This is a genomic window from Methylobacterium sp. P1-11 (genome assembly GCF_008329595.1).
GTDB lineage: Bacteria > Pseudomonadota > Alphaproteobacteria > Rhizobiales > Beijerinckiaceae > Methylobacterium.
The window spans coordinates 18,300-43,126 of record NZ_NPKS01000022.1 but is presented as its reverse complement, the minus strand read 5'-3'; the positions used below and the strand labels follow the sequence as shown (position 1 = coordinate 43,126).

At 66.3% G+C, this 24,827-nt stretch carries 17 protein-coding genes, 3 pseudogenes and 1 other annotated feature; of the genes and pseudogenes, 8 read left to right on the top strand and 12 right to left on the bottom strand.

Features of this window, described 5'->3' with window-relative positions; genetic code table 11:
* Positions 1 to 5: 5 nt before the first annotated feature.
* Positions 6 to 1,787 carry a protein-disulfide reductase DsbD gene (gene dsbD, locus CIW48_RS21160; RefSeq protein ID WP_149312529.1) on the bottom strand — a complete coding sequence of 594 codons (1,782 nt, stop codon included), beginning with the start codon at positions 1,785 to 1,787 and terminating at the stop codon, positions 6 to 8.
* A gap of 98 nt (positions 1,788 to 1,885) precedes the next feature.
* On the opposite strand from dsbD, the gene CIW48_RS21155 reads away from it, so the two are divergent.
* Both CIW48_RS21155 and CIW48_RS21150 read left to right on the top strand, forming a co-directional pair.
* Entirely contained in the window at positions 1,886 to 2,548 is a 663-nt protein-coding gene (locus CIW48_RS21155) for a response regulator (protein ID WP_149312528.1), read from the top strand.
* Positions 2,545 to 3,861, top strand: coding sequence for an ATP-binding protein (locus tag CIW48_RS21150; RefSeq protein WP_149312527.1), 1,317 nt, complete (start codon positions 2,545 to 2,547; stop codon positions 3,859 to 3,861). The genes CIW48_RS21155 and CIW48_RS21150 overlap by 4 nt, the downstream gene beginning before the upstream one ends.
* Positions 3,862 to 3,866: 5 nt before the next feature.
* Here CIW48_RS21150 and CIW48_RS21145 read toward each other — a convergent pair whose 3' ends face one another.
* Together CIW48_RS21145 and CIW48_RS21140 are read right to left on the bottom strand one after the other, a co-directional pair.
* Complete coding sequence (locus CIW48_RS21145; protein WP_149312526.1) at positions 3,867 to 4,190, bottom strand: metalloregulator ArsR/SmtB family transcription factor; 324 nt, start codon at positions 4,188 to 4,190, stop codon at positions 3,867 to 3,869.
* Between the two features lie 243 nt (positions 4,191 to 4,433).
* Positions 4,434 to 5,687 carry a sodium:proton antiporter gene (locus CIW48_RS21140; RefSeq protein ID WP_149312525.1) on the bottom strand — a complete coding sequence of 418 codons (1,254 nt, stop codon included), beginning with the start codon at positions 5,685 to 5,687 and terminating at the stop codon, positions 4,434 to 4,436.
* An 83-nt stretch (positions 5,688 to 5,770) separates the two neighbouring features.
* Here CIW48_RS21140 and CIW48_RS21135 point away from each other — a divergent pair, with 83 nt between their 5' ends.
* Positions 5,771 to 7,063 carry a DUF2254 domain-containing protein gene (locus CIW48_RS21135; RefSeq protein ID WP_149312524.1) on the top strand — a complete coding sequence of 431 codons (1,293 nt, stop codon included), beginning with the start codon at positions 5,771 to 5,773 and terminating at the stop codon, positions 7,061 to 7,063.
* On the opposite strand, the gene CIW48_RS21130 is transcribed toward CIW48_RS21135, so the two are convergent.
* The 5 genes and pseudogenes from CIW48_RS21130 to CIW48_RS33395 form a co-directional block, all read right to left on the bottom strand.
* Positions 7,060 to 7,830, bottom strand: coding sequence for a potassium channel family protein (locus CIW48_RS21130; RefSeq protein ID WP_149312523.1), 771 nt, complete (start codon positions 7,828 to 7,830; stop codon positions 7,060 to 7,062). The genes CIW48_RS21135 and CIW48_RS21130 overlap by 4 nt on opposite strands.
* A 27-nt stretch (positions 7,831 to 7,857) precedes the next feature.
* The gene (locus CIW48_RS33400; protein WP_173009342.1) at positions 7,858 to 8,034 is read right to left on the bottom strand and encodes a hypothetical protein; all 177 of its coding nucleotides are present in this window, start codon (positions 8,032 to 8,034) and stop codon (positions 7,858 to 7,860) included.
* A 67-nt stretch (positions 8,035 to 8,101) separates the two neighbouring features.
* Positions 8,102 to 9,301: pseudogene (nhaA, locus tag CIW48_RS21125) on the bottom strand (Na+/H+ antiporter NhaA).
* A 174-nt stretch (positions 9,302 to 9,475) separates the two neighbouring features.
* A pseudogene (locus CIW48_RS21120) lies at positions 9,476 to 9,712 on the bottom strand (SulP family inorganic anion transporter); the annotation flags it as partial.
* 107 nt (positions 9,713 to 9,819) lie between these two features.
* Positions 9,820 to 9,875 (bottom strand) — a sequence feature (sul1 is cis-regulatory element that is thought to sense ions involved in sulfur or methionine metabolism; They are found in Alphaproteobacteria).
* Positions 9,876 to 10,133: 258 nt separating this feature from the next.
* Positions 10,134 to 10,292 carry a hypothetical protein gene (locus CIW48_RS33395; protein WP_173009341.1) on the bottom strand — a complete coding sequence of 53 codons (159 nt, stop codon included), beginning with the start codon at positions 10,290 to 10,292 and terminating at the stop codon, positions 10,134 to 10,136.
* A gap of 611 nt (positions 10,293 to 10,903) precedes the next feature.
* Here CIW48_RS33395 and CIW48_RS21110 point away from each other — a divergent pair.
* Positions 10,904 to 13,048: a methyl-accepting chemotaxis protein gene (locus tag CIW48_RS21110; protein ID WP_246695354.1), complete on the top strand. Its 2,145-nt coding sequence runs from the start codon at positions 10,904 to 10,906 to the stop codon at positions 13,046 to 13,048.
* 158 nt (positions 13,049 to 13,206) lie between these two features.
* Positions 13,207 to 13,456, top strand: a pseudogene (locus CIW48_RS34160) (hypothetical protein).
* Between the two features lie 355 nt (positions 13,457 to 13,811).
* On the opposite strand, the gene CIW48_RS21100 reads toward CIW48_RS34160, so the two are convergent.
* On the bottom strand, positions 13,812 to 15,503 hold the full coding sequence (locus CIW48_RS21100; RefSeq protein WP_149312522.1) for a methyl-accepting chemotaxis protein: 1,692 nt from the start codon (positions 15,501 to 15,503) through the stop codon (positions 13,812 to 13,814).
* Between the two features lie 696 nt (positions 15,504 to 16,199).
* Between CIW48_RS21100 and CIW48_RS21095 the strand changes: the two genes are divergently transcribed.
* From CIW48_RS21095 to CIW48_RS21085, 3 genes are all read left to right on the top strand, one after another.
* The gene (locus tag CIW48_RS21095) at positions 16,200 to 16,649 is read left to right on the top strand and encodes a MucR family transcriptional regulator (RefSeq protein WP_149312521.1); all 450 of its coding nucleotides are present in this window, start codon (positions 16,200 to 16,202) and stop codon (positions 16,647 to 16,649) included.
* A gap of 1,204 nt (positions 16,650 to 17,853) precedes the next feature.
* Entirely contained in the window at positions 17,854 to 20,067 is a 2,214-nt protein-coding gene (locus CIW48_RS21090) for a TonB-dependent siderophore receptor (RefSeq protein WP_149312520.1), read from the top strand.
* 335 nt (positions 20,068 to 20,402) lie between these two features.
* On the top strand, positions 20,403 to 21,068 hold the full coding sequence (locus CIW48_RS21085; protein ID WP_149312519.1) for a DUF2268 domain-containing putative Zn-dependent protease: 666 nt from the start codon (positions 20,403 to 20,405) through the stop codon (positions 21,066 to 21,068).
* Between the two features lie 195 nt (positions 21,069 to 21,263).
* Here the strand turns inward: CIW48_RS21085 and CIW48_RS21080 are convergent, their stop codons facing one another.
* From CIW48_RS21080 to CIW48_RS21070, 3 genes are read right to left on the bottom strand one after another with little or no spacing between them, the layout of a single operon-like run.
* The gene (locus CIW48_RS21080; protein ID WP_173009340.1) at positions 21,264 to 22,316 is read right to left on the bottom strand and encodes an HD domain-containing phosphohydrolase; all 1,053 of its coding nucleotides are present in this window, start codon (positions 22,314 to 22,316) and stop codon (positions 21,264 to 21,266) included.
* Between the two features lie 59 nt (positions 22,317 to 22,375).
* The gene (locus tag CIW48_RS21075; protein ID WP_149312517.1) at positions 22,376 to 22,723 is read right to left on the bottom strand and encodes a hypothetical protein; all 348 of its coding nucleotides are present in this window, start codon (positions 22,721 to 22,723) and stop codon (positions 22,376 to 22,378) included.
* Positions 22,724 to 22,730: 7 nt separating this feature from the next.
* Entirely contained in the window at positions 22,731 to 24,422 is a 1,692-nt protein-coding gene (locus CIW48_RS21070) for a methyl-accepting chemotaxis protein (protein WP_149312516.1), read from the bottom strand.
* Positions 24,423 to 24,827 lie beyond the last annotated feature (405 nt).

Genomic DNA, 24,827 nt, shown 5'->3' with positions numbered 1-24,827 from the left:
GGAGCTCAGGCTCCGACGAGGGCGAGACGGCGCTTCAGGTCCTCGACCGTCAGCTCGCCCTCGGTGCGGGCCTCCCGGACCTCGTGGCCGTCGGGACGCATCAGGATGAGGGTCGGCGGTCCGACCACTTCGAAGCGGCGCATCAGGGTGCGGGTGGCTTCGTCGTCGCGGGTCACGTCGGCCCGGATGACCGAGACGGCCTTCAGCCGCTCCCGGACGCCGGCGTCCGCCAGGACCGCGCGCTCATTCGTCTTGCAGACGGTGCACCAGTCGGCGGCGACCTCGACGAGCACCGGCTTGCCCTCGGCTCGGGCTGCCTGAAGGGCCGCCTCGAACGCGGGAAGCGTGGAGACCGTGCGGGCCTCGGCGACGCGGTCCGGTTTCGACTGGCCGAGGCCGGCGAGGGGCCGCAGCGGGTCGTCCGCGCCCGTGGCGGCCCCGAGGAGTAGGAGGCCCCCATAGGCGACGGCCACAAAGCCCGCTGCTCGCCCTCCGCGCGACGGGCGGCCGTTCGTGGGGATCCCCGCGAGCGCAAGCCCGAGCCCGATGGCGAGCGCCGCCCAGAGGAGTAACGACAGCCCGTCCGGAAGGAGGCGCGTCACGAGCGAGCCCGCGAGAGCGAGGAAGATGAAGCCGAAAGCCTGCTTCGCCCGAACCAGCCATGGGCCGGACCGGGGTAGGATGCCGGCGCCGAACGCGCCGACGAGCACCAGCGGAGCGCCCATCCCGAGACCGAGGGCGAAGAGGGCCAGCGCCCCGCGCAGGACGTTCCCCGTCTGGGCGACGTAGAGCAGGGCGGCGGCAAGGGGGGGCGTCACGCAGGGCCCGACGACGAGGGCCGAGCTGAAGCCGAGGAGCGCGGCGCCAGCGACCGATCCTCCATGCGCCGCCGGGGCGCCGAACCGGCCCCGCCACCAGCGCGGCACCTGCAGGTCGAACAGGCCGAACATCGACAGGGCGAGCGCGACGAAGGCGGCGGCCATCAGGCCGAGGGCGAGCGGGGTCTGGAGGGCGACCTGCATGTTGCGGCCGAGCCACGCCGCCGCGACGCCGAGGCTGGCATAGGCCGCCGCCATGGCCAGGACGTAGCTTCCGGACAGTGCGAGGCCCCGCCCCGGCGTGAGGTCCCGGCCCGAGCGGACGAGCATGCCCGACAGGATCGGCACCATCGGCAGCACGCAGGGGGTGAACGCCAGGAGAAGGCCGAGCCCGAACATCCCCGCCAGGACACCGGCGAGATCACCGACGAGGAAGAGAGCCGGTCCGGCGGGGAAGACGCCCTGGCGGGGGGCGGCGGCGACCGTCCCGCCTGCGGGCTCGGCGGCGGGGACGGCATCGCCGACTGGGGATGTGCCGTCGCTCGCCAGGGAGGCGAGGTCCAGCCGCTTCGTAACCGGGGGGTAGCAGATGCCCCGCTCGGCGCAGCCCTGGTAGGTGACCCGGACCTCCCGCAGGCCGGCCAGCGCCGCGTCGGGCACGATGGCCTCCACGGTGTCGTGGTAGACCTCTGTCGGCCCGAAGTTCGGGTCGTCCTTGGTCTCCGCGGGCGGCGTGCTGACGGGAAGCTCCGCGCCGGCACCGGCCTCAGCGCGGATCCTGTCCCGGTAGAGGTAGGTGCCGGGAGCGATGGTCCAGCGCAGGTGGAGGGCAAGGTTCGCGTCGCGGGTCGCGACGAGGGTGAAGGGCGTCTGCCGTGCGGCTCCGTCCTCGGACCATCCCGGCGACCACGGCGCGGCGCCAGCCCAGACCAGGGCGGCGAGGATGAGCTGAACGAGGGGCTTCGGCATGGGCGGGGTCCGGATCGGCCCGCCGCGGGTCCGAAACGCAGCTTAAGCCAGGCTTAAGCCAGGCCCGGAGGATGAGGGACGGTCAGGGGGAGACACGCATGCGCATCCTCGTCGTCGAGGACGATCCTATCCTCTCGGACGGGCTCAGGGCGGGGCTCGGCCTCGGCGGGGCGACGGTCGATTGCGTCGCGACCTGCGCCGACGCCGAGGCGGCGCTGGCCACGGGCGCGTTCTCGGCCATCGTGCTCGACCTGATGCTGCCCGACGGCTCCGGCCTCGACGTGCTGCGCGGCCTGCGCCGCCGGAAGGACCGGACGCCCGTCGTCCTGCTCACGGCGCTCGACGCGGTGGCCGACCGGATCGCCGGGCTCGACGGCGGCGCCGACGACTACCTCGGCAAGCCCTTCGACCTCGACGAACTCTCCGCCCGCATCCGCGCCGTCGTCCGGCGGGCCTCGGGGCGGGCCGCCGCCCTCTTGGAGCACGGCGGCATCCGGCTCGATCCCGGAAGCCTCGCCGTGACGGTCGACGGCGTGCCGGTCGGCGTGTCCCGGCGCGAGTTCATGGTGCTGGCGGCGCTCATGGAACGCCCGGACGTCCTCCGCTCCAAGGCCGAGTTGGAGGAGCGCCTCTACGGCTGGCAGGAGGAGGTCGAGAGCAACGCCGTCGAGGTCCACGTGCACAACCTGCGCGCCAAGATCGGCAAGCATGCCATCGAGACGGTGCGCGGCCTCGGCTACCGGATGAGGGCGCTGGCATGAACTCCCTGCGCGTCAGGCTCTTCGCCATCCTGCTCGTCGCGACCGGCCTGATCTGGCTCAGCGCGGTCGCCTGGATCTATCTCGGCTCCAAGCGCGAGGTGGAACAGGTCCTCGACAACCGCCTACAGGAAGCAGCGCGCATGGTTAGCTCCCTGGTCGGGGCGGTCGGCGGCTCGGGACCGGACGGGGCGGTCGGCGCCATCCCGGCGCAGACGGCTTACGAGCGTCAGCTCTCCTGCCAGATCTGGTCCCTCGACGGACGCATGGTCGCGCGATCGAGCGGAGCTCCGGAGCGGCGCCTGACCGACGCGCCGGCCGGTTTCTCGGAGCGCGAGGTCGACGGCGAGACGTGGCGGGTGTTCACGGTCGAGGACGCAGCGAAGGGCGTGCGCGTCATGGTCGGGGACCGCCTGGGCCTGCGCGAGCGTCTCGTCACCGACCTCATCATGGGCCTCGTCACGCCCGCGCTCCTCGTCGTGCCGTTCCTCGGGATGCTGATCTGGGCGAGCCTCGGGCGGGGCCTGCGCCCCTTGCACCTGATGGCCCGCGACCTCGCAGGCCGCGACGCCGACGACATGAATGCCATCGATGTCGGCCGGGCCCCCGCCGAGGTCCGGCCGTTGGCCGACGCTCTCAACGGGCTGTTCCTCAAGGTCGAGGCGGCGCGCCGGCACGAGCGGGAGGTGACGGCCTTCGCGGCGCACGAGTTGCGCACGCCGCTGGCCGGGCTGAAGACCCAGGCCCAGGTCGCCATGGCTACCAGCGACCCGGACGTGGCGAAGGCGGCGCTGCGCCAGATCCTGGCGGCCGTGGACCGCACCACCCGCCTCGTCCGGCAACTGCTCGACGCCGCCAGGCTCGACGCCGCCGGAGAGACGCCGACACTGGCGGAGGTCGACGTGGGCGCGCTGGTGGCCGAGACCGTGGACGGCATGCGGATGCCCGCGGGGGTCCGAACCCTGATCGACCCGGGGCTGCGCGGCTATATCCTGCGGGCCGATCCCGAGAGCCTGCGCCTCGCGGTGCGTAACCTGCACGAGAACGCCGTGCAGCATATGGAAGCCGGCACGGTGGAATGGCTCGCGCGTCCCGGTGGAGAGGGCGTCCTCGTGCGCGACGAAGGCCCCGGGATTCCCGCCGAGGAGCTCCCCCATGTCACGACGCGTTTCTTCCGCGGGCGCCACAAGAGCGCGACCGGGAGCGGGCTCGGCCTCGCTATCGCCGAGATGGCGTCCCGCCGGAGCGGGCTGAGCCTGCGGCTGCGCAACCGGGCGGACCGCCAGGGGCTTGAGGCCGAAATCCTCCGCGCCTGATGCGGTCAGCCGAGTTCCGGGCAGAAGATGTCCTTGAGGGTCGCCAGCACGCGGGCGGCGCGGGGGTCCTCCAGCCTGTAGTGGAGCGTCTGGCTCTCGCGGCGGTACGCGACCAGCCCGTCCTCGCGGAGCTTGGCGAGGTGCTGCGACAGGGCCGACTGGCTCAGCTCGACCGCCTCGGCGAGGCTCGTCACGTCCATCTCGCCCCGGGCGGCCAGCAGGCACAGGATGAGCAGGCGCTTCTCGTTGGCGAGGAGGCGGAGCAGGCGCGCCGCGTCGCCGGCCTTGTCCTGAAGCCGCATCAGTTCGTTGGGCGTGACGGCGTCCATAGGCCCCGGTCCTGAATCCGTGATCCCAGCTTAATTAGCTAACCCTAATATGATGTGTGCGTTCCGTCTTGCCAGAGTGGCACATGCCGCCGGGGAGCGCTGGCCCAGGCAAGCTCGGCGGCTACATGGGGACCGGCCGTGCTCCTGTCGGAGACCTCCGGTATGGCCTCGTCAGGCAGGGCGCCGTAGCTGGTGACGTTTGTCGGCGACCCGTTCGGCCGCCTGAAAGGCATTCGGGTCGAACTAGGTCGCGCGCAGGGTCCTCCGGGCGACGAAGCCGAGGGTCGAGCCCTGCACGACGATGGTGAACAGCACCACCGCGTAGGTCGCGGCCAGTATCGTGGGCTTGGCCTTGCTCTCCGGCATAGAGAGCGCCAGCGCCACCGAGATGCCGCCGCGCACGCCCGCCCAGGTCAGGAACGGCACATTGCCGAGCGAGAGGTTGCCGCCCCAGCGGAACAAGAGGACAGGCGTCGTGACCGCCACGAGGCGGGCGACGAGTACGATGGGCACGGCGCAGGCTGCCAGGGCCAGCCCGGAGATCTGGAAGCGCAGGACGAGCACCTCCAGGCCGATCAGGAGGAACAGCACCGAGTTCAGGACCTCGTCGACGAGCGTCCATAGGGCCGAGACGTACTTCTGCGTGGTGTCGCTCATCGCATAGCGAGGGGCCCGTTCGCCGATCAGCAGACCGGCGGCCACCACCGCGAGCGGCCCGCTCGCCCCGAGGTTCTGCGCGATGGCGTAGGTCCCGGTCACGAGGGCCAGCGTGATCAGCACCTCCACGGGGAAGTCGTCGATGGCTTTCATCGCCCGGTAGGCGACGTAGCCGGTGACGATGCCCAGCAGCACGCCGCCCCCGGCCTCGTGGAGGAGCAGCGTCGCCACCCCGCCCACGCTCGTCGCCTCGCCACCTCGGCCGGTCGCGAAGGCGACCAGCACCGTGAACAGCACGATGCCGATGCCGTCGTTGAACAGCGCCTCGCCCTGCATCTCGACTTCGAGGGCTTCCGGCACCTGCACGTTCTTGAGTGTGGCCAGCACCGCCACCGGGTCGGTCGGGCTGATCAGCGCACCGAACACCAGGGCCCAGGCCAGCGGCACCGGGCTGCCGAGCGCCTGTCCCGCCGCCCAGAACGCCCCGCCGACCAAGGCGGTCGAGATAACGGTCCCGAGCAACGCGAGGGTGGCCACCGCGAAGGTCCGGTCGCGCAGGGCGCCGAGGTCGAGGTTGAGGGCGCCGGCGAACAACAGGAAGGCCAGCATGCCATTCATGACCACGCCGGTGAAGTCGACCTGATCGAGGACGCTCGTCAGGTCCTGGTAGAGGTGCTGCGTCGGGAAGGCGACGTCGACGAGCACCAGGGCGAGCGACGCGAGCAGGCCCATCACGAGCAGGCCGATGCTGTGCGGCATGCGAAGGAAGCGGCGGTTCAGCCAGCCGAACAAGGCCGAGAGGGTGAGCAGCATCGCCGCGAGGTCGAAGATCGAGATCAAGGCAAGTCCTTCGCGCCTGCGGTCTTCCGGAACGCCTCATCGTGCCAGTCGTTGCCGGGCTCGGAAGGGGTCCGTCCGCAACGATGAGCGCGCGCGTCAAAGCTTGGCTGGAGATCCTCGGCGATCTGTTCTGGCTCCGGCCGGCACTGGTCGTCCTCGGCTGCATCCTCCTGGCTCAGTTCGGTGTCTGGCTGGAGACGGCCCACGTCGCCGCCTCCGACCCCACCTCGCCGGACACGAACTGGGGCTATTCCGGCGGGGCCGAGGGCGCGCGGGCGCTGCTCAGCGCCATCGCCTCCTCGACCATCGGGGTCGCGGGCACGACCTTCTCCATCACCATCGCCGCCCTCACCCTGGCCTCCGGCCAGATGGGCCCCCGACTCCTGCGCAACTTCATCCGCGACGGCCGAAACCAGACGGTGCTCGGCATCTTCCTCGGTGCCTTCGCCTACTCCTTGATGGTCCTGCGCACGGTGCGTACCGTCGAGGAGGACCCGTTCGTCCCGCATCTCGCCATCACCGGCGCCCTCGTGCTGGCGCTGGTCGCGGTCGGCACGCTGGTCTGGTTCGTCCACCACATCGCCACCAGCATCAACATCGAGACCGTGGTCGACGCCGTCCAGCAGGACCTCTGCCGGGCCATCGCGACCCATACACGCGACGAACCCGGGGCCGCGCGTCCCGACGACGCGCCGGCCGGACGGGCCGTGGCCGCGACCGGGGGCGGCTACGTGCAGGCCATCGACGAGGATGCCTTGGCGGACTGGGCCCACGAGCGCGGGATTACGGTCACCCTGCGGGTACGGCCCGGCGACTACGTGCCGAGCGGTTTCCCGATCGGGTTCCTGTCCAAGCCGGTCGATGGCGCCGAGGCCGCCATTCTCGACGCGGTGACGCTGGGGCGCCGCCCCGCCGCGCTCCAGGACCCGGAATACTCGGTGCGGCAGTTGGTCGAGATCGCGGTCCGTGCGCTCTCGCCCGGCATCAACGACCCGTTCACCGCCGGCAGCGTCGTGGACCATCTCGGCGACGCCCTGTGCCGGATCGCGCCGCGGCACCTGCCGGCCGGCGTGGTGCTCCGGGAGGGCCGCCCCGTGCTCGTCCATCCGGTCACGGACTACGACGGCTTGTGTGACGCCATGTTTCACATGATCCGCCAGAACGCGGCCGGGTCGGTCCACGTGCTGGGCCGGATGCTCGACGTGCTCGCCCGCGTCGCCGAGGTCGAGAGGCGACCGGACCGGGAGGCTGAGCTGTCACGCCATGCCGGCCTCGTCATCGCCGCCGCCCGCCGCGACGTCGCGGACCCGTCCGACCTCGCCGACCTGGAGGACCGCTACAGGCGGTTCGGCGGCGCCGACCCGGTCGGCGCCTAGTATGCCCCCTCGTCGGGGATGTTGAGGATGGTGCCGCAAGCCTTGCAGTGCACGGCGTCCGGCTCGTGGCGCTGCAGCCCGCAGGCGGTGCAAGGGAAGCGCACCTTGTAGGGGCGGAACACCACCTGCGCGAGGCGGAAGAACAGCGTCACGCCGCAGATCATCACGAACACCGACAGCAGCCGGCCCGTCGGCCCCGGCAGGGTGATGTCACCGTAGCCCGTCGTCGTGAGCGACGTGACCGTGAAGTACAGGGCGTCGATAGGCGTCTGGATGGCCGGGTTGGAGCCGTGCTGCGTGGCGTAGACGATGCCGGTCATCGTGAACACGAACACCACGAGGTTGGTCGCGGCCAGGATCGCGTCCTCGTTGCGGCGGAACAGCCCGCTGTCCTGCCGCAGCCGCTCCAGCAAGTGGTAGGTGCGCAGCATGCGCAGCGTCCTCAGGATGCGCAGGAAGCCGATGCCCTCCACCAGCAACGGGGCGAGGAACGAGGCCACCGCCACGAGGTCCGTCCAAGTGCTGAGGTGTCGGAACTCGCGCAATGGTGCGCGGCTGATGCGCAAGCGCGCTGCGAAGTCGAGGAGCACGCACAGCCCCACCGCCACGTCGCAGGCGACGATCCAGGAGCTCAGCGGCAGGAACGAGGTGACGACCACGAAGGCGATGGTCGCAACGTCGAACACGAGCAGGGCATAACGGAAGCGGTGCGCCCGCCCGGTGTCCTCCTCGTAGAGTTCGCGCAGCGTCGCGGTGAAAGTCGTCATCGGTCTTCGGGCCGGCGAGGGAGGGGTTCAGGAATCCCGCATGATGCCGTACCCGGCCGTCGCGCCCTCGGCATCCCCCGACAGCCAGGACGGCAGCATCAGCATCCCCATGCCGAGGAGCAGGACCCCGGTGAGGGCGAGGACGAGGTCCGACAACCGGCCGTCGACGGCGCCAGGACGACGCCGTGGGAACTGACGAGGCATGATGCTCACCTGTTCTCGGATGTTGGAGAAGGGGGCCGCGCCTCGTTGGAGCGCGGCCGGTCCCGGCTCAGCGGTGAGACGGACGGGCCGGGGCGAACCGCAGCACCAGCGCCCCGGCGGCCATGCAGCCGAGCGAGCCGATCAGCACGCCGACTTTGGTCTCGGCCTCAAGTTCGGGCGCGTTCGCGAAGGCGAGCAGGCCGATGAACAGGCTCATGGTGAAGCCGACGCCACAGAGGAGCGAGACCCCGTAGACCTGCCACCATCCCGCATTGGCCGGGCGCTGCGCCAGCCCGAGCTTCACGGCGGCGAGGACGAGGCCGAACACGCCGATCTGCTTGCCCACGAACAGGCCGAGCGCCACGCCGAGGGTCACCGGGTCGAGGAGCATGTGCGGCGTGATCCGAGCCAGCGACATACCGGCGTTGGCGAAGCCGAAGATCGGCAGGATGAGGTAGGCCGACCAGGGATGGACCGCGTGCTCCAGGATGTGCAGGGGCGAGGTCGGGTCGTCCGGCTTGCCGACGCTCAGGCGCAACGGAATGGTCAGGGCCAGCAGCACGCCGGCGATGGTCGCGTGGACGCCCGAGGCGAGCACGAACACCCAGAGGACGACTCCGAGCAGCAGGTAGGGCTACAGCCTCGACACGCCGGCCTTGTTGAGGCCGTAGAGCACGGTGAACGTCGCCGCGGCTCCGGCCAGCATCGGGAGCGAAAGATCGGCGGTGTAGAACAGGGCGATGATCAGAACGGCGCCGAGGTCGTCGATGATGGCGAGCGCCGTCAGGAAGATCTTGAGCGAGACCGGCACGCGCGAGCCGAGCAGCGCCAGGACGCCCAAGGCGAAGGCGATGTCGGTGGCGGCCGGGATGGCCCATCCCCGCAGCGTCTCCGGGGAGTTCCAGTTCACGGCGGCGTAGACGATTGCCGGCGCGGCCATCCCGCCCAGCGCGGCCAGTCCCGGCAAAACCCGGTCTGGCCACGTGCGCAGGCGACCATCCAAGACCTCGCGCTTGATCTCCAGGCCGACGAGCAGGAAGAAGACCGCCATCAGGGCGTCGTTCACCCAGTGCAGCACCGACAGCGGTCCAAGGTAGGTCTTGAGCGCCGCGAAGTAGATGTCCGCCAGCGGCGAGTTGGCGACGGTGAGCGCCAGCGCCGCGCTGGCCATCAGGACGAGACCGCCGCCGGCCTCGCTGACGAGCAGGTTGCGAACGGCCGACAGGGGGCGGCGGGGCCGCGGAACGGCATGGGAGGGCAACGACACGGGCACGGGTCTCCGGCGCTGGCGGCCCGACCAGCGCTCGACCTGCCGGTCCGATTGACGGACCGTGCACCCTGCCGGGCCTATCGCATCGAACCGCGACAGGCACAACCCGCGGCTCGGAGTGGCCGGGTGCGCTGAGGGCCGCCCCCGGCCGCCGTGGTCCCTCACGAGGCCGACCATCAGCAACGCCATGGCGCCCGTGGCGGCGGAGATCATCGCGGGCCGACCGCCGGCGAGGGCGGCGACGACGGCGATGCAGAAGGAGGCGTAGAGGCCGACCTTCGGGTCGACGCCTGCGATGATGGAGAAGGCGCTGGCCTCGGGGATGAGCGCTAGCGCAACGACTGCGCCCGCGAGCAACTCGCGCGTGACGTTCGGAGCCCACTCACTCCCAAGGTGGACGAGATCCATTGTTGTGGGAAGCTTTCCTTGTCCCAAGCGCGTTCGGTTCGGCGCATGGGCACGCAACAGGGCCGGTCGGCCTCCTCGGAGGACCGCGACTTAGGCACCACGATTTGCGTTGTCCGGCGGATCGGCGGCCGGAAGAGCCACCCGGGCTTTCACCGGGTCCTGTCCTATAGCGCTTTTCTACATCACCGGGGTGGTGCGTTGAAACATCGAAAGGTCATTCCGTCGGTCTTGGCGCAGGATCGCCGTCGACGTCCTTGCGCCTGCACGTCTGCTTATCGGACTTGGCAAAAAGGCACTGTACGACCGGGTTGGGCCGCTACAGGAATGGCTGCTCAGCGTGGATTTCCGTCGGTCCGCTTACGACCGGAAAGGCATCAAAGCGGAAGTTGCCCCCGCTCACGACCGAAGCGGACGGCATCCGCTATTGGCACGTTGCGTCGACCGTCTTCGCTTCCTTGTAGGCGATGACGGCAGCCGGCGTGATACGGATCAGCATCCCACCATGCAGGAACGCCTGTAGCTCGCATCGCCAGATCATGTTGCGGATGTGCTGCGCGCTGCAGCGCCACTGCTCGGCCAACGACACAGCGTCGCAGACTTGAGGGCGTCTTGGATAGTCCTCAGACGGCACAATCCGGGCAGTATGGCGACGTCTGACATCTTTTCAAGTCTGTATCCTCTCCGCATTATCTTTGGCCGGCTGCTTCTTCTGCTGGGCCCTGCTCTTCCCCCGCAAGGAGGGATTCAAGTCTTTCCATCCGGTAAAGCTCTCGGCTTCCTCAGGCCGGAGCAGCACGCCGAAGGCAGCGTCCAGCTTTCGCAGATCCCAGATGAACCCGAGATTCGCTGCCGAAAAGGCCCGGACACCTGTCCATCCCGCACCGACTCGTCGAACTTGGCTGCACCTACCCCACTGTAGCGGGCAGCCTCCTGCCGGCTCAGCCCGCGTCGAGGCACTACCTTGACGGGGACCACGGCCGGGGCGTCAGGAGCCTCGGGGTGGCACTTCGGCATCGCAGCTGAGCCCTCTTTCGGCTTGATCAGAGTGGCTTGGACGGGGCGCGTGTCGAGGCAACCAATCTGTTGACGAATTCCCTCACGCCGAGGGCAGCCTGATCAAATTACGCAAAGGCGGGCAGCCTCGCTGGCCCAGCCATCAAGGTTAAATCTTCGTCAACCGGTTTGCCAGCTATGATCTGGAAGCTGCCGCTGAATGCTGCGCAGCGTATTGACGTAGGCCCTGCGATGAAGATCTCGGTCCGTGCGCTCCTATCAGGCCTGTTTGGCCTGATGTGCATCATCGCCCTGTGCCTCGCAGGCGGCGGCATCCGACAGGCCCTCACGGCCGGAGAGAGTGCGAGTGAGGTCGCCAAGCTGGCTCAACTCGACAAAGCTATCTTCGAAAGCTTCGCTTCCACGCGTCTCGAATGGGGCTCCTCGTCAGCCGCACTCCTGATCGGAAACGATCGGAACGCGAATGAGCGCAAAGCCGCCCTGGAGTACCGTCAGGTCGCCACGAAAGCGCTGGAGGCCGGCCTGAACGGGTTGGCCGGCCTGTCACTGGATGGCGCGAGCCAAGTCCATCGCGAACTCGCCGCCACCTACGAGGATTGGAAAGCGGTCCGCTCAGAGGTTGACCGCGGCCTCGGGCAGGAGCTAGCCGCACGCGACATGTCGGTGCGGACCCGACTTGATCAACGGCTGGAGCCGGTGCTGGTCGCGCTCTCGAAGGGAGCCAAGCTCCTGGGGCGGCGCATGGCGGCGCTTGATGCAACGACGTTTCCCCTCATTCAGATCGGCGCGACAGCGTGGCAGGCGCGGCTCAACGCCGGTCTGCTCCGGTTCCAGGTGCGGACGATCCTGGCGCAGAACAGAGCGGTGCGGCCGGAAGAGGCGACGACGCTGCGCGAATATGCGCACCAGGTCACGTCCGGTCTCGCTGTCATGACCGACCTGATCGACGAGCACACTCCCGCCGAGCTGCGCACGGCCTTGACTGCCGCGCAGAACAGCTTCTCTGGAAGCGCCTTCGTGAATCTGCGCAAGGACATCGACACCTCAGCTGTGACCGGCCAACCGCTCGCCTTCAGCATGGAGACGTGGCTGAAGCTGGCCGGCGATGCGCAATCGAACGTCTTCGCCGTTGCGACTGCCGCGATGGAAGTCCTGGCTGCTCAAGCCACCGCTTCCGCGGGTCAGGCTTGGACTTGGATGCTCATGCTCACCGGGATAGCAGTCGGCATACTCGCTGTTGCCATTGTCAGCTTCCTGATCCTGCAGCGGTGGGTCTCCCAACCCATCGTTCGCCTGGAAGAAGCGATGGGTAACTTGGCTGCTGGTGACAGCACGGTCGCTGTCCCGGGTATCGGACGCCATGACGAGATCGGCGCAATGGCGTCTGCCGTGCAGGTGTTCAAGGACAACCTGATCCGCACCCAGGCGCTGGAGGCGGAGACCGCTCAAGCCCGCGCCTCAGTCGAAGAGCAGCGCAAGGCCGGCATGCGCCAGATGGCTGACGGCTTCGAGCAGGCTGTCGGCGGCATCATCGGGATGGTGTCTTCCTCGGCTACCGAGTTGCAGGCCACCGCGCAGACCATGACCGCGACGGCGACGGAGACCGCCAGCCAATCGACGACCGTGGCGGCTGCTGCCGAAGAGGCCGCCTCCAACGTCAACACCGTCGCTGCAGCGGCGGAGGAGCTGGGCTCCTCGGTCCAAGAGATCGGCCGACAGGTCGCAGGCTCGGCCGAATTGGCGCAGCGCGCCGTGCACGAGGCCGACCAGACCGGCACCTTGGTGCAGGAGCTAAGTGTGGCCGTGTCCCGGATCGGCGATGTGGTGGGGTTGATCTCGACCATCGCCGGGCAGACCAACCTTCTGGCGCTCAACGCAACCATCGAAGCAGCGCGCGCGGGGGCGGCGGGGAAGGGCTTTGCGGTGGTGGCCTCGGAAGTGAAAGCGCTGGCGGAGCAGACTGCAAAGGCGACGAACGAGATCTCGGGACAGATCGCGCAGATCCAAGCCTCGACCGGTCAAGCAGTGACGTCGATTGCGGGTATCACCGGCCGGATCCGAGAGATCAGCGATGTCGCCACTTCGATCGCGGCCGCCGTCGAGGAGCAGGGTGCAGCGACGCAAGAGATCGTGCGCAATGTGAGCCAGGCGGCAATGGGCACAGGCGAGGTGACCAGCAACATCGCCGGTGTGGCTGGCGCCGCCGAGGAGACCGGAGCAGCGGCGAGCCAAGTTCTGGGCGCGGCCTCGGAACTGTCGCGTCAATCCGAGCATCTCACCGCCGAGGTCGGGCGTTTTCTCGCCACTGTTCGGGCGGCCTGAGCGAGGGTAGTTCGTCACTTCAGCTGAAGCCACCATCGTCGGAGGACCGTCCCCGTCCACCTTTCGGGGGCGGTCCTTTTTTATCCCTGACCGCAACTAGCCGCCTGTCGCCGCCCGCCAATCTGGCGCTGCCGAGCCTGCCGGCGTATCAGCCCTGCATGGCCAAGCGCGCGAAGCAACTGCCTCAGGATCGAGGCTTCGTCCATTTTTAACGTCGGCTTCGAGGACGGTAGCCGCGCCTCAAACCGGCGCGTGCCGTTGGAGATCCTTGGCGGCCTGAACGGTGATCAGCCGGCCCACGATCTCATTGAGCAGCAAGAGGCTGAGGTCTCTCTGAAGGTCGGTCGACCGCCGCGGGTTATCCAGAGCCTGACGCGAGCGACCAAACCAGAGCCGAAGCTCGTCTGAGAGTCATTTGCGGCGCCCGCGCCTCGGCGACGGCCTGCGGCTCCTCATAGATCAGCAAGTGCCGATCGCCTCCCGGGCCGCAGGCTATCGCCGAACGGGGCACAGTCGGTCTTCACCGACTGCTTGCGACCCCGAGCCGAAGTTCCCGAGGGCTGAAGAACGGCCGCTTTGGAGAAGTGCCGCGGGCGGTCCGGATGGCTGGGGTGGGTCGCTATCAGACTGGCAGCTCGGATTCGTTTCCGTAAGGGCCGCACGGGGTGGTTTTCTTCCCGTCCGCTTCCGCTCGAAGATGAGGCGGAAGCGGACGTTCAAGGAGCCAGTCGATTTATCGCGAGATCGCGTCGATGAGTTCGGGTTAGGCTGCCCGGACGGTAGCGAGGAAGCGGTTGACCTCGGCGCCGAGGTGCTCGGATTGGCGCGACAGCTCCGAGGCCGCCGACAGCACTTGGCTGGCCGCAGCTCCCGTCTCCTCCGAGGCCTGCGCCACCCCGGCGATGTTGCCGGTCACCTCGTTGGTGCCGGCCGAGGCCTGCGCGACGTTACGCACGATCTCCTGCGTGGCCGCACCCTGCTGCTCCACCGCCGCCGCGATCGAGGTCGCCACGCTGTCGATTTCGCGGATACGCCCAGTGATGGCCCCGATCGCTGTCACGGCTTGACCGGTTGAGCCCTGGATTTGGGCGATCTGGCCCGAGATCTCCGATGTGGCCTTCGCGGTCTGCTCGGCCAGCGCCTTTACCTCGGCGGCGACCACCGCGAAACCACGTCCAGCCTCGCCGGCGCGCGCTGCTTCGATCGTGGCGTTGAGCGCCAGCAGGTTCGTCTGGCCGGCAATCGAGGAGATCATGCCGACCATGTCGCCAATTCGGGTGGCGTTCTGGCTGAGTGCCTGGACGAGCCGTGCGGTCTGATCGGCCTCGCCCACCGCCGCCTGGGCGAGTTGGGCTGAGCCGGACACCTGCCGGCTGATCTCCTGTACCGACGAGCCGAGCTCCTCGGCCGCCGCCGCCACGGTATTGACGTTGGTGGCGGCCTCTTCCGCGGCAGCGGCGACCGTAGTCGATTGCGAGGCGGTCTCGTTGGCTGTGCCAGTCATCTGCTGGGCGGTGGCCTGCAGTTCGGTGGCCGAGGACGACACCATGCCGACGATGCCACCCACCGCCCGCTCGAAGCCGTCGGCGAGTTCGACCATGGTGCGGCGGCGCTCGGCGGCCGCAGCCTCGTCGGCGCGGCGCTTCACCTCGGCTTCTTCGGCGGCCTTGCGGGCGACCATGGCCTTGATGCCCTCCACCGCCTTGCCGACGGCGCCGATCTCGTCGCCCCGAGCCGCTTCCTTGATCTCGGCGTCGATTTCGCCGCGCGCCATTCGCTGGAGAACGCCGACGAGGTTACCAAGCGGACGGGTGATGCCGAACACAACAATGAGGATGGAGAGGGCGACGGCTGTCAGCAGCCCGGTCATGGAGGCGGCGATCAGCACGGACTTGGCCGTAGCTACCGCCTGTTCGGCATCATCGCGCGCCTGCCGCAGCTCGGTACTCAGCTGCCGGATCCGGCTCTCGAGAAAGTCCTGGAGTTTAGCGCGGGCGACCGACGCATCGGTCAGCAGGATTTTGGCGGCGGCGTCGTTGTCGTTCTTGAGGCCGAGAGCATTTGCCCTGTCGTCCTGGGCGACGAATTCCTTAGTGAGGTTCTGAAGTGTTTCGTTGGCGGCTTTGCGCTCAGGTGTGTCGGCCATAGCGATCAGGGCGTCGACGTCTCCGAGCGCGGCCTTCACCGCCGCATCGTAGCGAGCTCTGAAGGCGGCCATCTCCTTCTCGCGGGTCTCAAGGATGATATTTCGCGCCTGCACAGCGACATCGTTGACGTTGACGCGCAGGCTCATAATTCGTTCAAGCCGAACGGCCTGAAGATCGACAATGTCGCGGGCCTGGGCAGCAAGTTGATTGAGCCCGCTGATGGCATAGAACATCAGGCCGGCGGCGACTGCTGCCATGATCAAGAGCGGAATAGCTGATTTGATTAGAACTTTGGAATTGCGCAGCATAATTTTATCACTGTTACTGGCTTAGCGTTCTAACCATAGATAACGCCTCCTAATTAGATATTAATGCTGGATTAGTATAAAGTGATGCTGTCCCGAAACTGAAATCCATATTGGGAGTAAATAAGCTGCGCACGCGGTCGGCGGCGATAATATTGCTTATATTCATTTGGTGTTGGCTGCATATATGTATGATGAGTGTGTCATTTAGGTGTATTGAGGAAGATATTTATGCCTCGAATGCTGGTCGACAGCGTCGAACGGAGAGAGGAAGGGCGGCTGGTTGGGCAACAGGGTTCTGCCTGCGGGCAAGCGTCCGCGGCGAAATTATCCGCACCATCAAACCAAGCCGCTCCCGCTGATCTGCAAGAGCTCTCGGCTATACCGAGCACAGGATATACCAACCGACCGCAGCGCCGTCGCCCTTGCCGTTTCTTGATCATCTAAAAGGCGACGAGAGCTCGATCTGGAAGAGTCGGTCAATAGCTCGCCGAAGGCTCGGTCAATAGTTCTTCACGGCGAGATCACACGACCGTTTATCTTGGCAGGTACGGCCCCTGGCAGAGGATTTTCCCATTTTTGTCTGAAAGCATACTATTGTGCCTTGTTGGCAACATTTGGATACAATCGTCGATCATCAAGATTGTGGGCAACTGAGTTGTGCTATTGGCCACAGTCTCTGCAACTGGTGGGGGCACCATGGACCGAAACAAGACTGCCAACGTGGTTTCTGTGGCCGATTATGGACGTATGACTGCCGCTCTCGTGAGCGCCTACGTCAAGCATAACGGCGTGCCGGCCTCGGACTTGGCTGAGCTGATTACGAGTACGGCCGATGCTCTTATCGGTCTCGCAACTCCCGATGTGCTAGCTGCTTCAGCAGCTGAAGATATGTCGCAGGCCAAGATCCGCCGATCGATCACGCACGAAGCACTGATCAGCTTTGAGGATGGCAAGCGCTACAAGACGCTCAAGCGGCATCTCACCGCCTATGGCCTGACCCCGGAGATGTACCGGGCCAAGTGGGGCCTTCCGATCGACTACCCGATGGTGGCCCCCGGCTACTCGGAGAGGCGATCGGCCATCGCTGTGACGTTGCAAAGGCGGTACGGCAACCATCGAACTGCTCGGACTACAGAGACATCGTAGGTCCACAAGCGACGAGCGGATATGCCGCCGGACGATCTGCGGATGGCTGCTTTCAGGAAATGCCGGCAGCCGTCCGAGCGGCTTGGTTGGGTCGGATGCGGGAGGAGCGGATTGCGTGGTTTTGCGATAATTCGCTCCTGAGTGAGAAATGGAAGAAGCGGCCGCAACCGTCGCGCCCGCTCGCGAGCCTAAGCAGAAGACTTCATCCGCAACTTAAGCCCATTACCGATCAAATCTGGAAGCAGAAATAAGTTGAAATTCAGCTGCCGGTAAAATGGTGAAGTTAAAGAAGGAGGATCCTCGGGTGGGGCGCTAAACCATTTGAAATCAGGAAGTGCGGCATCTTGCGCGAAGACCACCGGAACACACAATGCGACAATCAAGGCCAGCGCCCCTTTGTGGGACGCGGCCAAAAATCGCGGCCGGTATAGCGCCAACACAGCCCGCCAGCAAAATTGTCCCTGCGAAATGAATTATGACTGTAATTGTTCCAGCAATCGCGCTCATTGCCGGAAGAACGGTGAGGACATGAAATATAGAACGGTGAGGGTTGTTTTTAATAATACCAGTTATGATTATATGCCAAATGGCTCACGCAACAAATTTCAGCACGGCCAGGCACAAGCCGAATAGTAAAAAAGTTGCTCCTGCTCTTGTCGGGCTAATCCGGTTCTGCATGTGCAACGTTTCTCCGTTAAAGCGACGTTGGATTTACCAGCCTGCTATGTCTAATAATCGCCCCAAGCCGAAACTGCCAGACGACCGACGAATGGCTGCTTTTGGAAAGCGGAGACGGCTGTCCGCGCGGCCGAGATGGGTCGGGATCGGAATGGCTGCTGCGGGTGGTTTTCGGCCCGCCCGCTTCGGGGTGGCCATGCCCGGAAGCGGACAGTCCCGCTGCGCCCCTCAAGCTCTCAAAGTATTCTGGCGGAAATGCTCAAGTTTCGCGTTGTGAATAGCCGAATGCGACGGCGCAACGCAAAAATTCAGAGGTTCTGTAAACTTTCGTCGCTCGATATATGCAAGTATTGATCCGCATACCCATGATTTATATCTGCCATATTTTGTTAGAATAATTACAATAAAAATATATTAAACAGGAAAGTGTTGCTTCTATAGCACGGAACAGGACTTGCGGTCTTGGGCGCATAAGACCACGAGAGTGAATGCGCCGAGTTTCGGCGCGGGGAAGGCCCCTCCTGTAATGCCAACACATTCTATCCGCCGAGCCACAGCATTCATTTCGATCGCGACTGCAACGACTGCTGCCTCGACGATCGCCATCGCGCAGCAAGCTAGCGTCCAGCTCGATGAAATCTCGGTCGAAGGCACTGCGGAGCCGATTGGCCAAGGTCGAGCGCCGGGCTCGCCCGCCGGTTATGCTGCGGGAAGCGGTAGCAGCCCGCGCGGTGTCGTGCCGGCCTATGCCGGCGGTCAGGTGGCACAAGGTGGTCGACTGGGTGTGCTCGGCAACGTCGAGACCAAAAAGTCTCCCTTCAGCGTTTCGAGCTACACCGACAAGCTCGTCAGGGACCGGCAGGCGAAGACGGTCTCCGAGGCTATCATCCTCGACCCGTCGGTGCGGGCGACCCAGACGACCGGCGCACCGTTCGATTCGTTCTACATCCGTGGTTTTCCCTACAACGAGGGCACCAGCGGCGAGATTGCTTTCGACGGGCTGTATGGCGTCGCACCGAGCTTCCGGGTCTTCACCGACTATGCTGAGCGCATCGAGGTGCTGAAGGGACCGTCCGCGGCACTTTCCGGCGTCGCCCCAAACGGTGGCGTCGGCGGCGTCATCAACGTGGTGCCCAAACGCGCCTCCGAAGACCTGACCCGGGTCACCTTCGACTACAATTCGGTATCGCGCGGTGGCAGCGGGTTCGACGTAGCGCGGCGCTACGGTGACGCGCGAGAGTGGGGCGTCCGGCTGGTTGGGAGTGTGCGCGGCGGAGATACGCAGATCGACCGCCAGTCCGAGTTGACCGGTGTCGGCGCGCTCGCGGTCGACTATCAGGGCGACCGGTTCCGGGCGTGGCTCTACGTGCTCGGGCAGACCGACAGTTTTACCGCGCCGCTGCGCCCTTTCCTGCTGACCGCCGGCGTGCCAGTCCCAAGGGCGCCCGACGGCAAGTTGAACCTCACGCAGCCTTGGGAATACGCAAACGTCTACGACCGCGGTGGCCTGCTGCGCACAGAGTATGACCTTACCAATCAGATCACGCTGTTTGCCGACGTCGGCGGCTCGCGGACCGACGTCGATCGCTACTTCACGTCCGCCCCAACGATCCTCAACGCACGGGGCGACACATCGTCGAGCCCGCAATTCTACGGCTTGGGCGTCGACCGCTTGACCTACGACGGCGGCATGCGGGCCAACTTCGATACGGGCTTCGTCCATCACGCTTTCGTCGTGCAGGCTTCAGCCTACAACGAGGACACCGGACGATTCCTCTCCGCCAGCAGCGGCATCTACCGCTCGAATATCTACGCTCCGAGCCTCATGCCCTATCGCCCGGTGACGATGAGCGACGCTCGTCCGCGCCTCTCGGACAGCACCCTGTCGGGCATTTCGGTGGCTGACACCCTCTCGGTCCTCAATGAGCACGTCCTGTTTACGGTGGCCGGGCGCCAGCAGCGCATCGAAGCTCACAATTACACCGCCAATGTCGGAACGCTCGCGTCATCCTATGACAAGAGCGCCCTCACGCCGCTCTTCGGCCTCGTAGTGCGGCCCAACGACAACGTTTCTGTCTATGCCAACTACATCGAGGGCCTAAGCCGCGGCGACGTGGCGCCGGCTGTGGCGACAAATTCCGGGCAGATCCTCGCGCCCTACGTCGCTCGCCAAATCGAGGCCGGTCTCAAGCTGGATTGGGGCACGTTTGGCGCGGGCTTTGCCGCCTTCCAGATCGACAGGCCGATCGGCGAGTTGAGCTCGACGCGGGTGTTCGCACAGAGCGGTGTCCAGCGCGTCTCGGGGGCGGAACTCAGTGTCTACGGCCAGCTCGCGCCGGAGCTTCGCGTGCTCGGCGGCCTCTCCCTGCTCGACGGCGTGCTGACCAAGACGGCGTTGGCGTCGAACATCGGCAACACGCCCATCGGCGTTCCCAAGGTTCAGCTCAACCTCGGAGCAGAATACGACCTGCCCTGGGTCGGAGGCCTGACCCTCAACGGCGCGCTGGTCTACACGAGCCGCCAATTTGTCGACACCGCCAACACACAGGCCCTGCCGGACTGGATGCGCCTCGATTTGGGGGTGCGTTACACGACCCTCATCGAGGGCACGGGGACGACCTTCCGTGCCAATGTGGTCAACGTGACCGGGACGAATTATTGGACCGGCGTCGCCTCGTTTGGGACGTTCTTCCAAGGTGCGCCGCGGACTTACCTTCTGTCGATGACGGTCGACATGTGACAGTGCCGCCTCCGCGTTGAGCGGACGAGTATTTCCTACCCCAAGCCGAGGCTGATGGATGTCTTACGAATGACCGCTTTCGGGAAGCGCCGATCGCTGTCTGCATGCCCGAATTGGGTCGGGATCGGAATGGCTGCTGCGGGTCGCTATCAGACTGGCAGCGCGGGTTCGTTTCCGTAAGGGCCGCTCGCGGTGGATTTCAGCCGGTCCGGTTTCAGGGCGGCAGTGGCTTGAAGCGGACATCGCCGCCTCGCCTATTTTCAGCCTCGTAGGCGGAATTGTCCCGTCGTGCCAGCCGCGGCAGGATGAGGCCATGTGGGCCGACGAGGTATCAAATGACGTGGCAGCTACATTGGCTTGAGGCGTCCGGCGATCTGGAGCCTTGGCGTAGCACCATCGTCGGGGAGGTCGAGATCGCTCGAAAGGCTGTAGCGGGCGTGCTGCCGGTGTCGCCGCTCGACATCCTCGTGCAGCGCAGGCCTGGCGCGGTGATCCCGGAGACGGGCACGACGGGACAAGCCATGCGCCCTGGCCTGTTCGCCCTCACCATCGATCCCGACAACCCCAATTTTGCGCCCGCGCTGCGTGATGGGGATCTGCGTCGGACCGTGGCGCACGAGGCTCACCACTGCATGCGCATGGCCGGCCCCGGCTACGGCTGGACGCTGGGCGAGGCCCTCGTGAGTGAGGGCTTGGCGGGGCAGTTCGTCAGCCACCTGTTCAACTCGCCGCCCGAGCCATGGGAATGCGCCGTGACCGACGAGGTGCTTGCGGCCAACCTGCCGGACAACGCGACGCTCGTGAGCAACGGACACGACCACCGCGCATGGTTCTTCGGCCTCGGGGGACGGTATCCGCGCTGGCTCGGCTACACCCTCGGCTACCGGATCGTAGGCGACTGGCTGGAGACGGGGGCCGATCTCAGTGGCGACGCCTGGGTCAACATTCCTGCGCACGAAGTCATCAAGGCAGCCCACGGACGCACGCTGTCGAACCTCTGATCGCCGACCAGCAGGGGCCGCTTACTCCCGAGACGAAGTTGCCAGGCGACCGATGCCTTGGGGAAGCATTGGCGGCCGTCGGGACAGCTGGCATGGGGCGCCATCGGACTGACCGCTCAGGGTGGAAAGCCGCCGGTCAGCTCTGAAGCAGCAAGCGCATCGACGCGGACGTCGCTGTCCCGCTCAATTCCTCCCCTAGGCTGCAGCAGTGATGGCCGGATCGAACGCGGTCATCACCGGGCGGAATGCCGTGACTAGATCAGGGTCGAGCCGTCCCGTCATGGACTGCACGATCCCGTAGGCCTCCCCGCCCGACATTGGTGCCCTGTAGGGGCGCCGTTCGATGAGCGCACCGTAGATGTCGCAGATCGTCACCAGCCGGACGAGGTTCGGGATCTCGGGTGCCCGGACCCCGTCCGGGTAGCCGGAGCCGTCCAGCATTTCGTGATGCGAGCGCACGACCTGCAGCATCTCCGGCGAGAAACCGCTGCCGACCAGCATGTCGTAGCCGAGTGCCGCATGCGTGCGCATCTCGGCCATTTCCTCATCGGTGAGCCGGCCGGGCTTGTTCAGGATCGCGGTCGAGATCTGGGTCTTACCGACGTCGTGCAGCAGCGCAGCCTTGGTCAGGCGGTAGCTGTCGAGATCAGCAAAGCCGAGCTTGGTCGCGAACGCGGCGGCCAGTCCTGTGACGATCAGGCAGTGCCGGTGCGTAGCCTCGTCGAAGCGTTGCACGGCTCCGATCCAGTCGCGTATGCCACAATGCTGCACGGCCCGGGCGATCAGGCCGGTGCCTGTGCTCGCCAACTCGGGGGTGATCGTATGACCGGATAAGAAGGTTCGGTCGAAAAACTGCCGGGCCTCGTCCGCCATCCGGGCAGCGATGGCGGAACCACCGACCTCCTGGAGCCGATCGATCCGGGCCAGCAGACGCTCGAGCACGGACAGGGCCGGGAGGAAGTCGGTCGGGGCGAGGACCCGCGCCTGGGCCTCCGCGCGGGCGGCGCTGCCGTGGGTCAGGAACAGGAACGGGGCACCGGCCGAACGCAGCGGCTCCAGCATCCGCCGCAGGCACATGATTGCCTCGGAGGTTAGTCGGGCAACGTCACCGACGATCAAGTCCGGCTGCCCCGACGGCACGGCGTCGTCATAGAGGTTTTGCACGGTGCAGCGACGGGCCGGGCCGAGGGAACGAGCTAGGCGCCCGGTCCGAGCTAGGTCGTCCGAGATCAACAACAGCCTGCCCATGCCGGCCTCCATTCGATGATGCGGCCGGTGCTGTGTCCGGCTCGAAGTCGCGGGCTCGGTCAGAGAGCGGCCGGAAGCCGCTGCTCCATACCGGCGAGGCCCTGTGCGCTGTGACCAACGCTCTGCGCCGTGTTGGCGAGGCTCTCCGCGTTGACGATGAAGCCCCGCAGGGCTTTACGCGTGTCTGGATCCTGGAGACCGAGCTCAATCAGCGTGAGGTCCAGATCCTCGATCGCGCGTTCCAAGGCGCGGGTCAGTTCGAGCAGCCTTTCGGCACCGACCTGGATGTGTGGAGCTCGGGGGCCGAGATCCGTGCCACGTTCATGCGTTGCGGCCGGATCCGCGTGCAGCCGGCTTGCTTCGTCCCGGACAAGCGGTCGGGCCGGAAAGTGGAGGAGATCGGCCATGACCTCCTCAGGCGGCGCGGACGGTGGCGAGGAAGCGGGCGACCTCGGCGCCGAGATGCTCGGATTGCCGCGACAGCTCGGAGGCCGCCGACAGGACCTGGCCGGCCGCCGCGCCCGTCTCCTCCGAGGCCTGCGCCACACCGGCGATGTTGCCGGTCACCTCGCTGGCGCCTACCGCCGCCTGGCTGACGTTGCGCACGATCTCCTGGGTGGCCGCACCCTGCTGCTCGACCGCCGCCGCGATCGATGTCGCCACGCTGTCGATCTCACGGATCCGCCCCGTGATCCCGCCGATCGCCGTCACCGCCTGCCCGGTCGAGGCCTGGATCTGCGCGATCTGCCCCGAGATCTCCTGCGTCGCCCGGGCGGTCTGCTCGGCCAGCGCCTTCACCTCGGTGGCCACCACCGCGAAGCCCCGCCCGGCCGCCCCCGCCCGCGCCGCCTCGATCGTCGCGTTGAGCGCCAGGAGGTTGGTCTGGCCGGCGATGCCGGAGATCATCCCGACCATGTCGCCGATCCGCGCGGCGTTCTGGCTGAGCGCCTGGACGAGGTGCGCGGTCTGGTCGGCCTCGCCCACCGCGGCTTGCGCGAGATGGGCCGAGCCCTGCACCTGCCGGCCGATCTCCTGCACCGACGAGCCGAGTTCCTCGGCCGCCGCCGCGACTGTGTTGACGTTGGTGGCAGCCTCTTCCGCGGCGGCCGCCACGGTGGTCGACTGGCTCGCCGTCTCCTGGGCAGTTGCGGTCATCTGCTGGGCGGTGGCCTGGAGCTCGGTGGCCGAGGACGAGACCAGGCCGACGATGCCGCCGACGGCGCGCTCGAAGCCGTCGGCGAGCTCGACCATGGTGCGGCGGCGCTCGGCGGCGGCTGCCTCGTCGGCGCGGCGCTTGACCTCGGCCTCCTCGGCGGCCTTGCGTGCGACCATGGCCTTGATGCCCTCCACTGCCTTGCCGACGGCGCCGATCTCGTCGCCGCGGGCGGCCTCGCCGATCTCGGCGTCGACCTCGCCGCGGGCCATACGCTGCAGCACGCCGACGAGGCTGCCGAGCGGGCGCGTGATACCGAATACGACGATCAGGGCAGACAGAGCGACCGTACCGAAAAGACCAGCTGCAGCAGCGCCAATCAGGACCAACATCGTCGTTGCCGCCGCTTGCTCGGCATTGTCGCGCGCCTGCCGCAACTCGGCCGTCAAGCGATCGATGCGCCCTTGAACGAAGTCCCGGACCTTGCCGCGGGCCGCGCCCCCATCGGTCAATAGTACGTGGATGGCAGCGTCGTTATCGTTGCTGAGACTAAGAGCATTCGACTTGTCCAAGGCGGCGAAGAAGTCCTCAAGCAAGCTCTTGAGCGACTGGTTCGTTGCCTTGCGATCAGGGGAGTCAGCCAGCGCGATGAGCGTGTTCACATCATCAAGGGTCGCCTTCACCGCGGCGTTATAGCGTTCCCGGTACCGGGCCATTTCGTCCTGGCGAGTCTCTATGATGACATTTCGGGCCTGGACTGCGGCCTCGTTCACGTTGACCCGGACGCCTAGGATCTTCTCGAGCCGAACTGCTTGAAGGTCGACAATCTCCCGCGTCTGTGTTGCGAGGGCGTTGAGATTGACAGTGGCGTAGGCAATCAACACGGCGGCCACTGCCGCCATCAACAAGATAGGAGCGATTGCCTTGAAGAGAACCTTGGTGCTGCGCAACATGATATGACACCGAACGACATAACGAAACCAGTGCACGTCTATAGATATCCGGGATAGCAGATAATTAAAATCAATATAGATTGGCTTTCATTCATGGCATGAAATCGGTCATTGAGGCCTAAAAAAACTTTAGTCTGGTGCGACATTATGCGCCGCGAATGGGCTCCGAAGAATGGCTTTCATTGAGATTGGATCGCGCTTCAGTCCCTCATCGGCAGGGGCTATGAAAGCGGTCTACTCCTCTGGACACTCCATAGTGCGCCAAAGCACATCCCTAAGATTCAGAGTCGAAGCGCTGCGGTTCAGGCATGTCGGCAAATTTGCTGAGGTCAACGCCAGTGCGCCCGTGGGGGCGTGTGGGTTGCGAATGATGAGTTTAAAACAGTTGCGGTCGTCCGCCGCAGC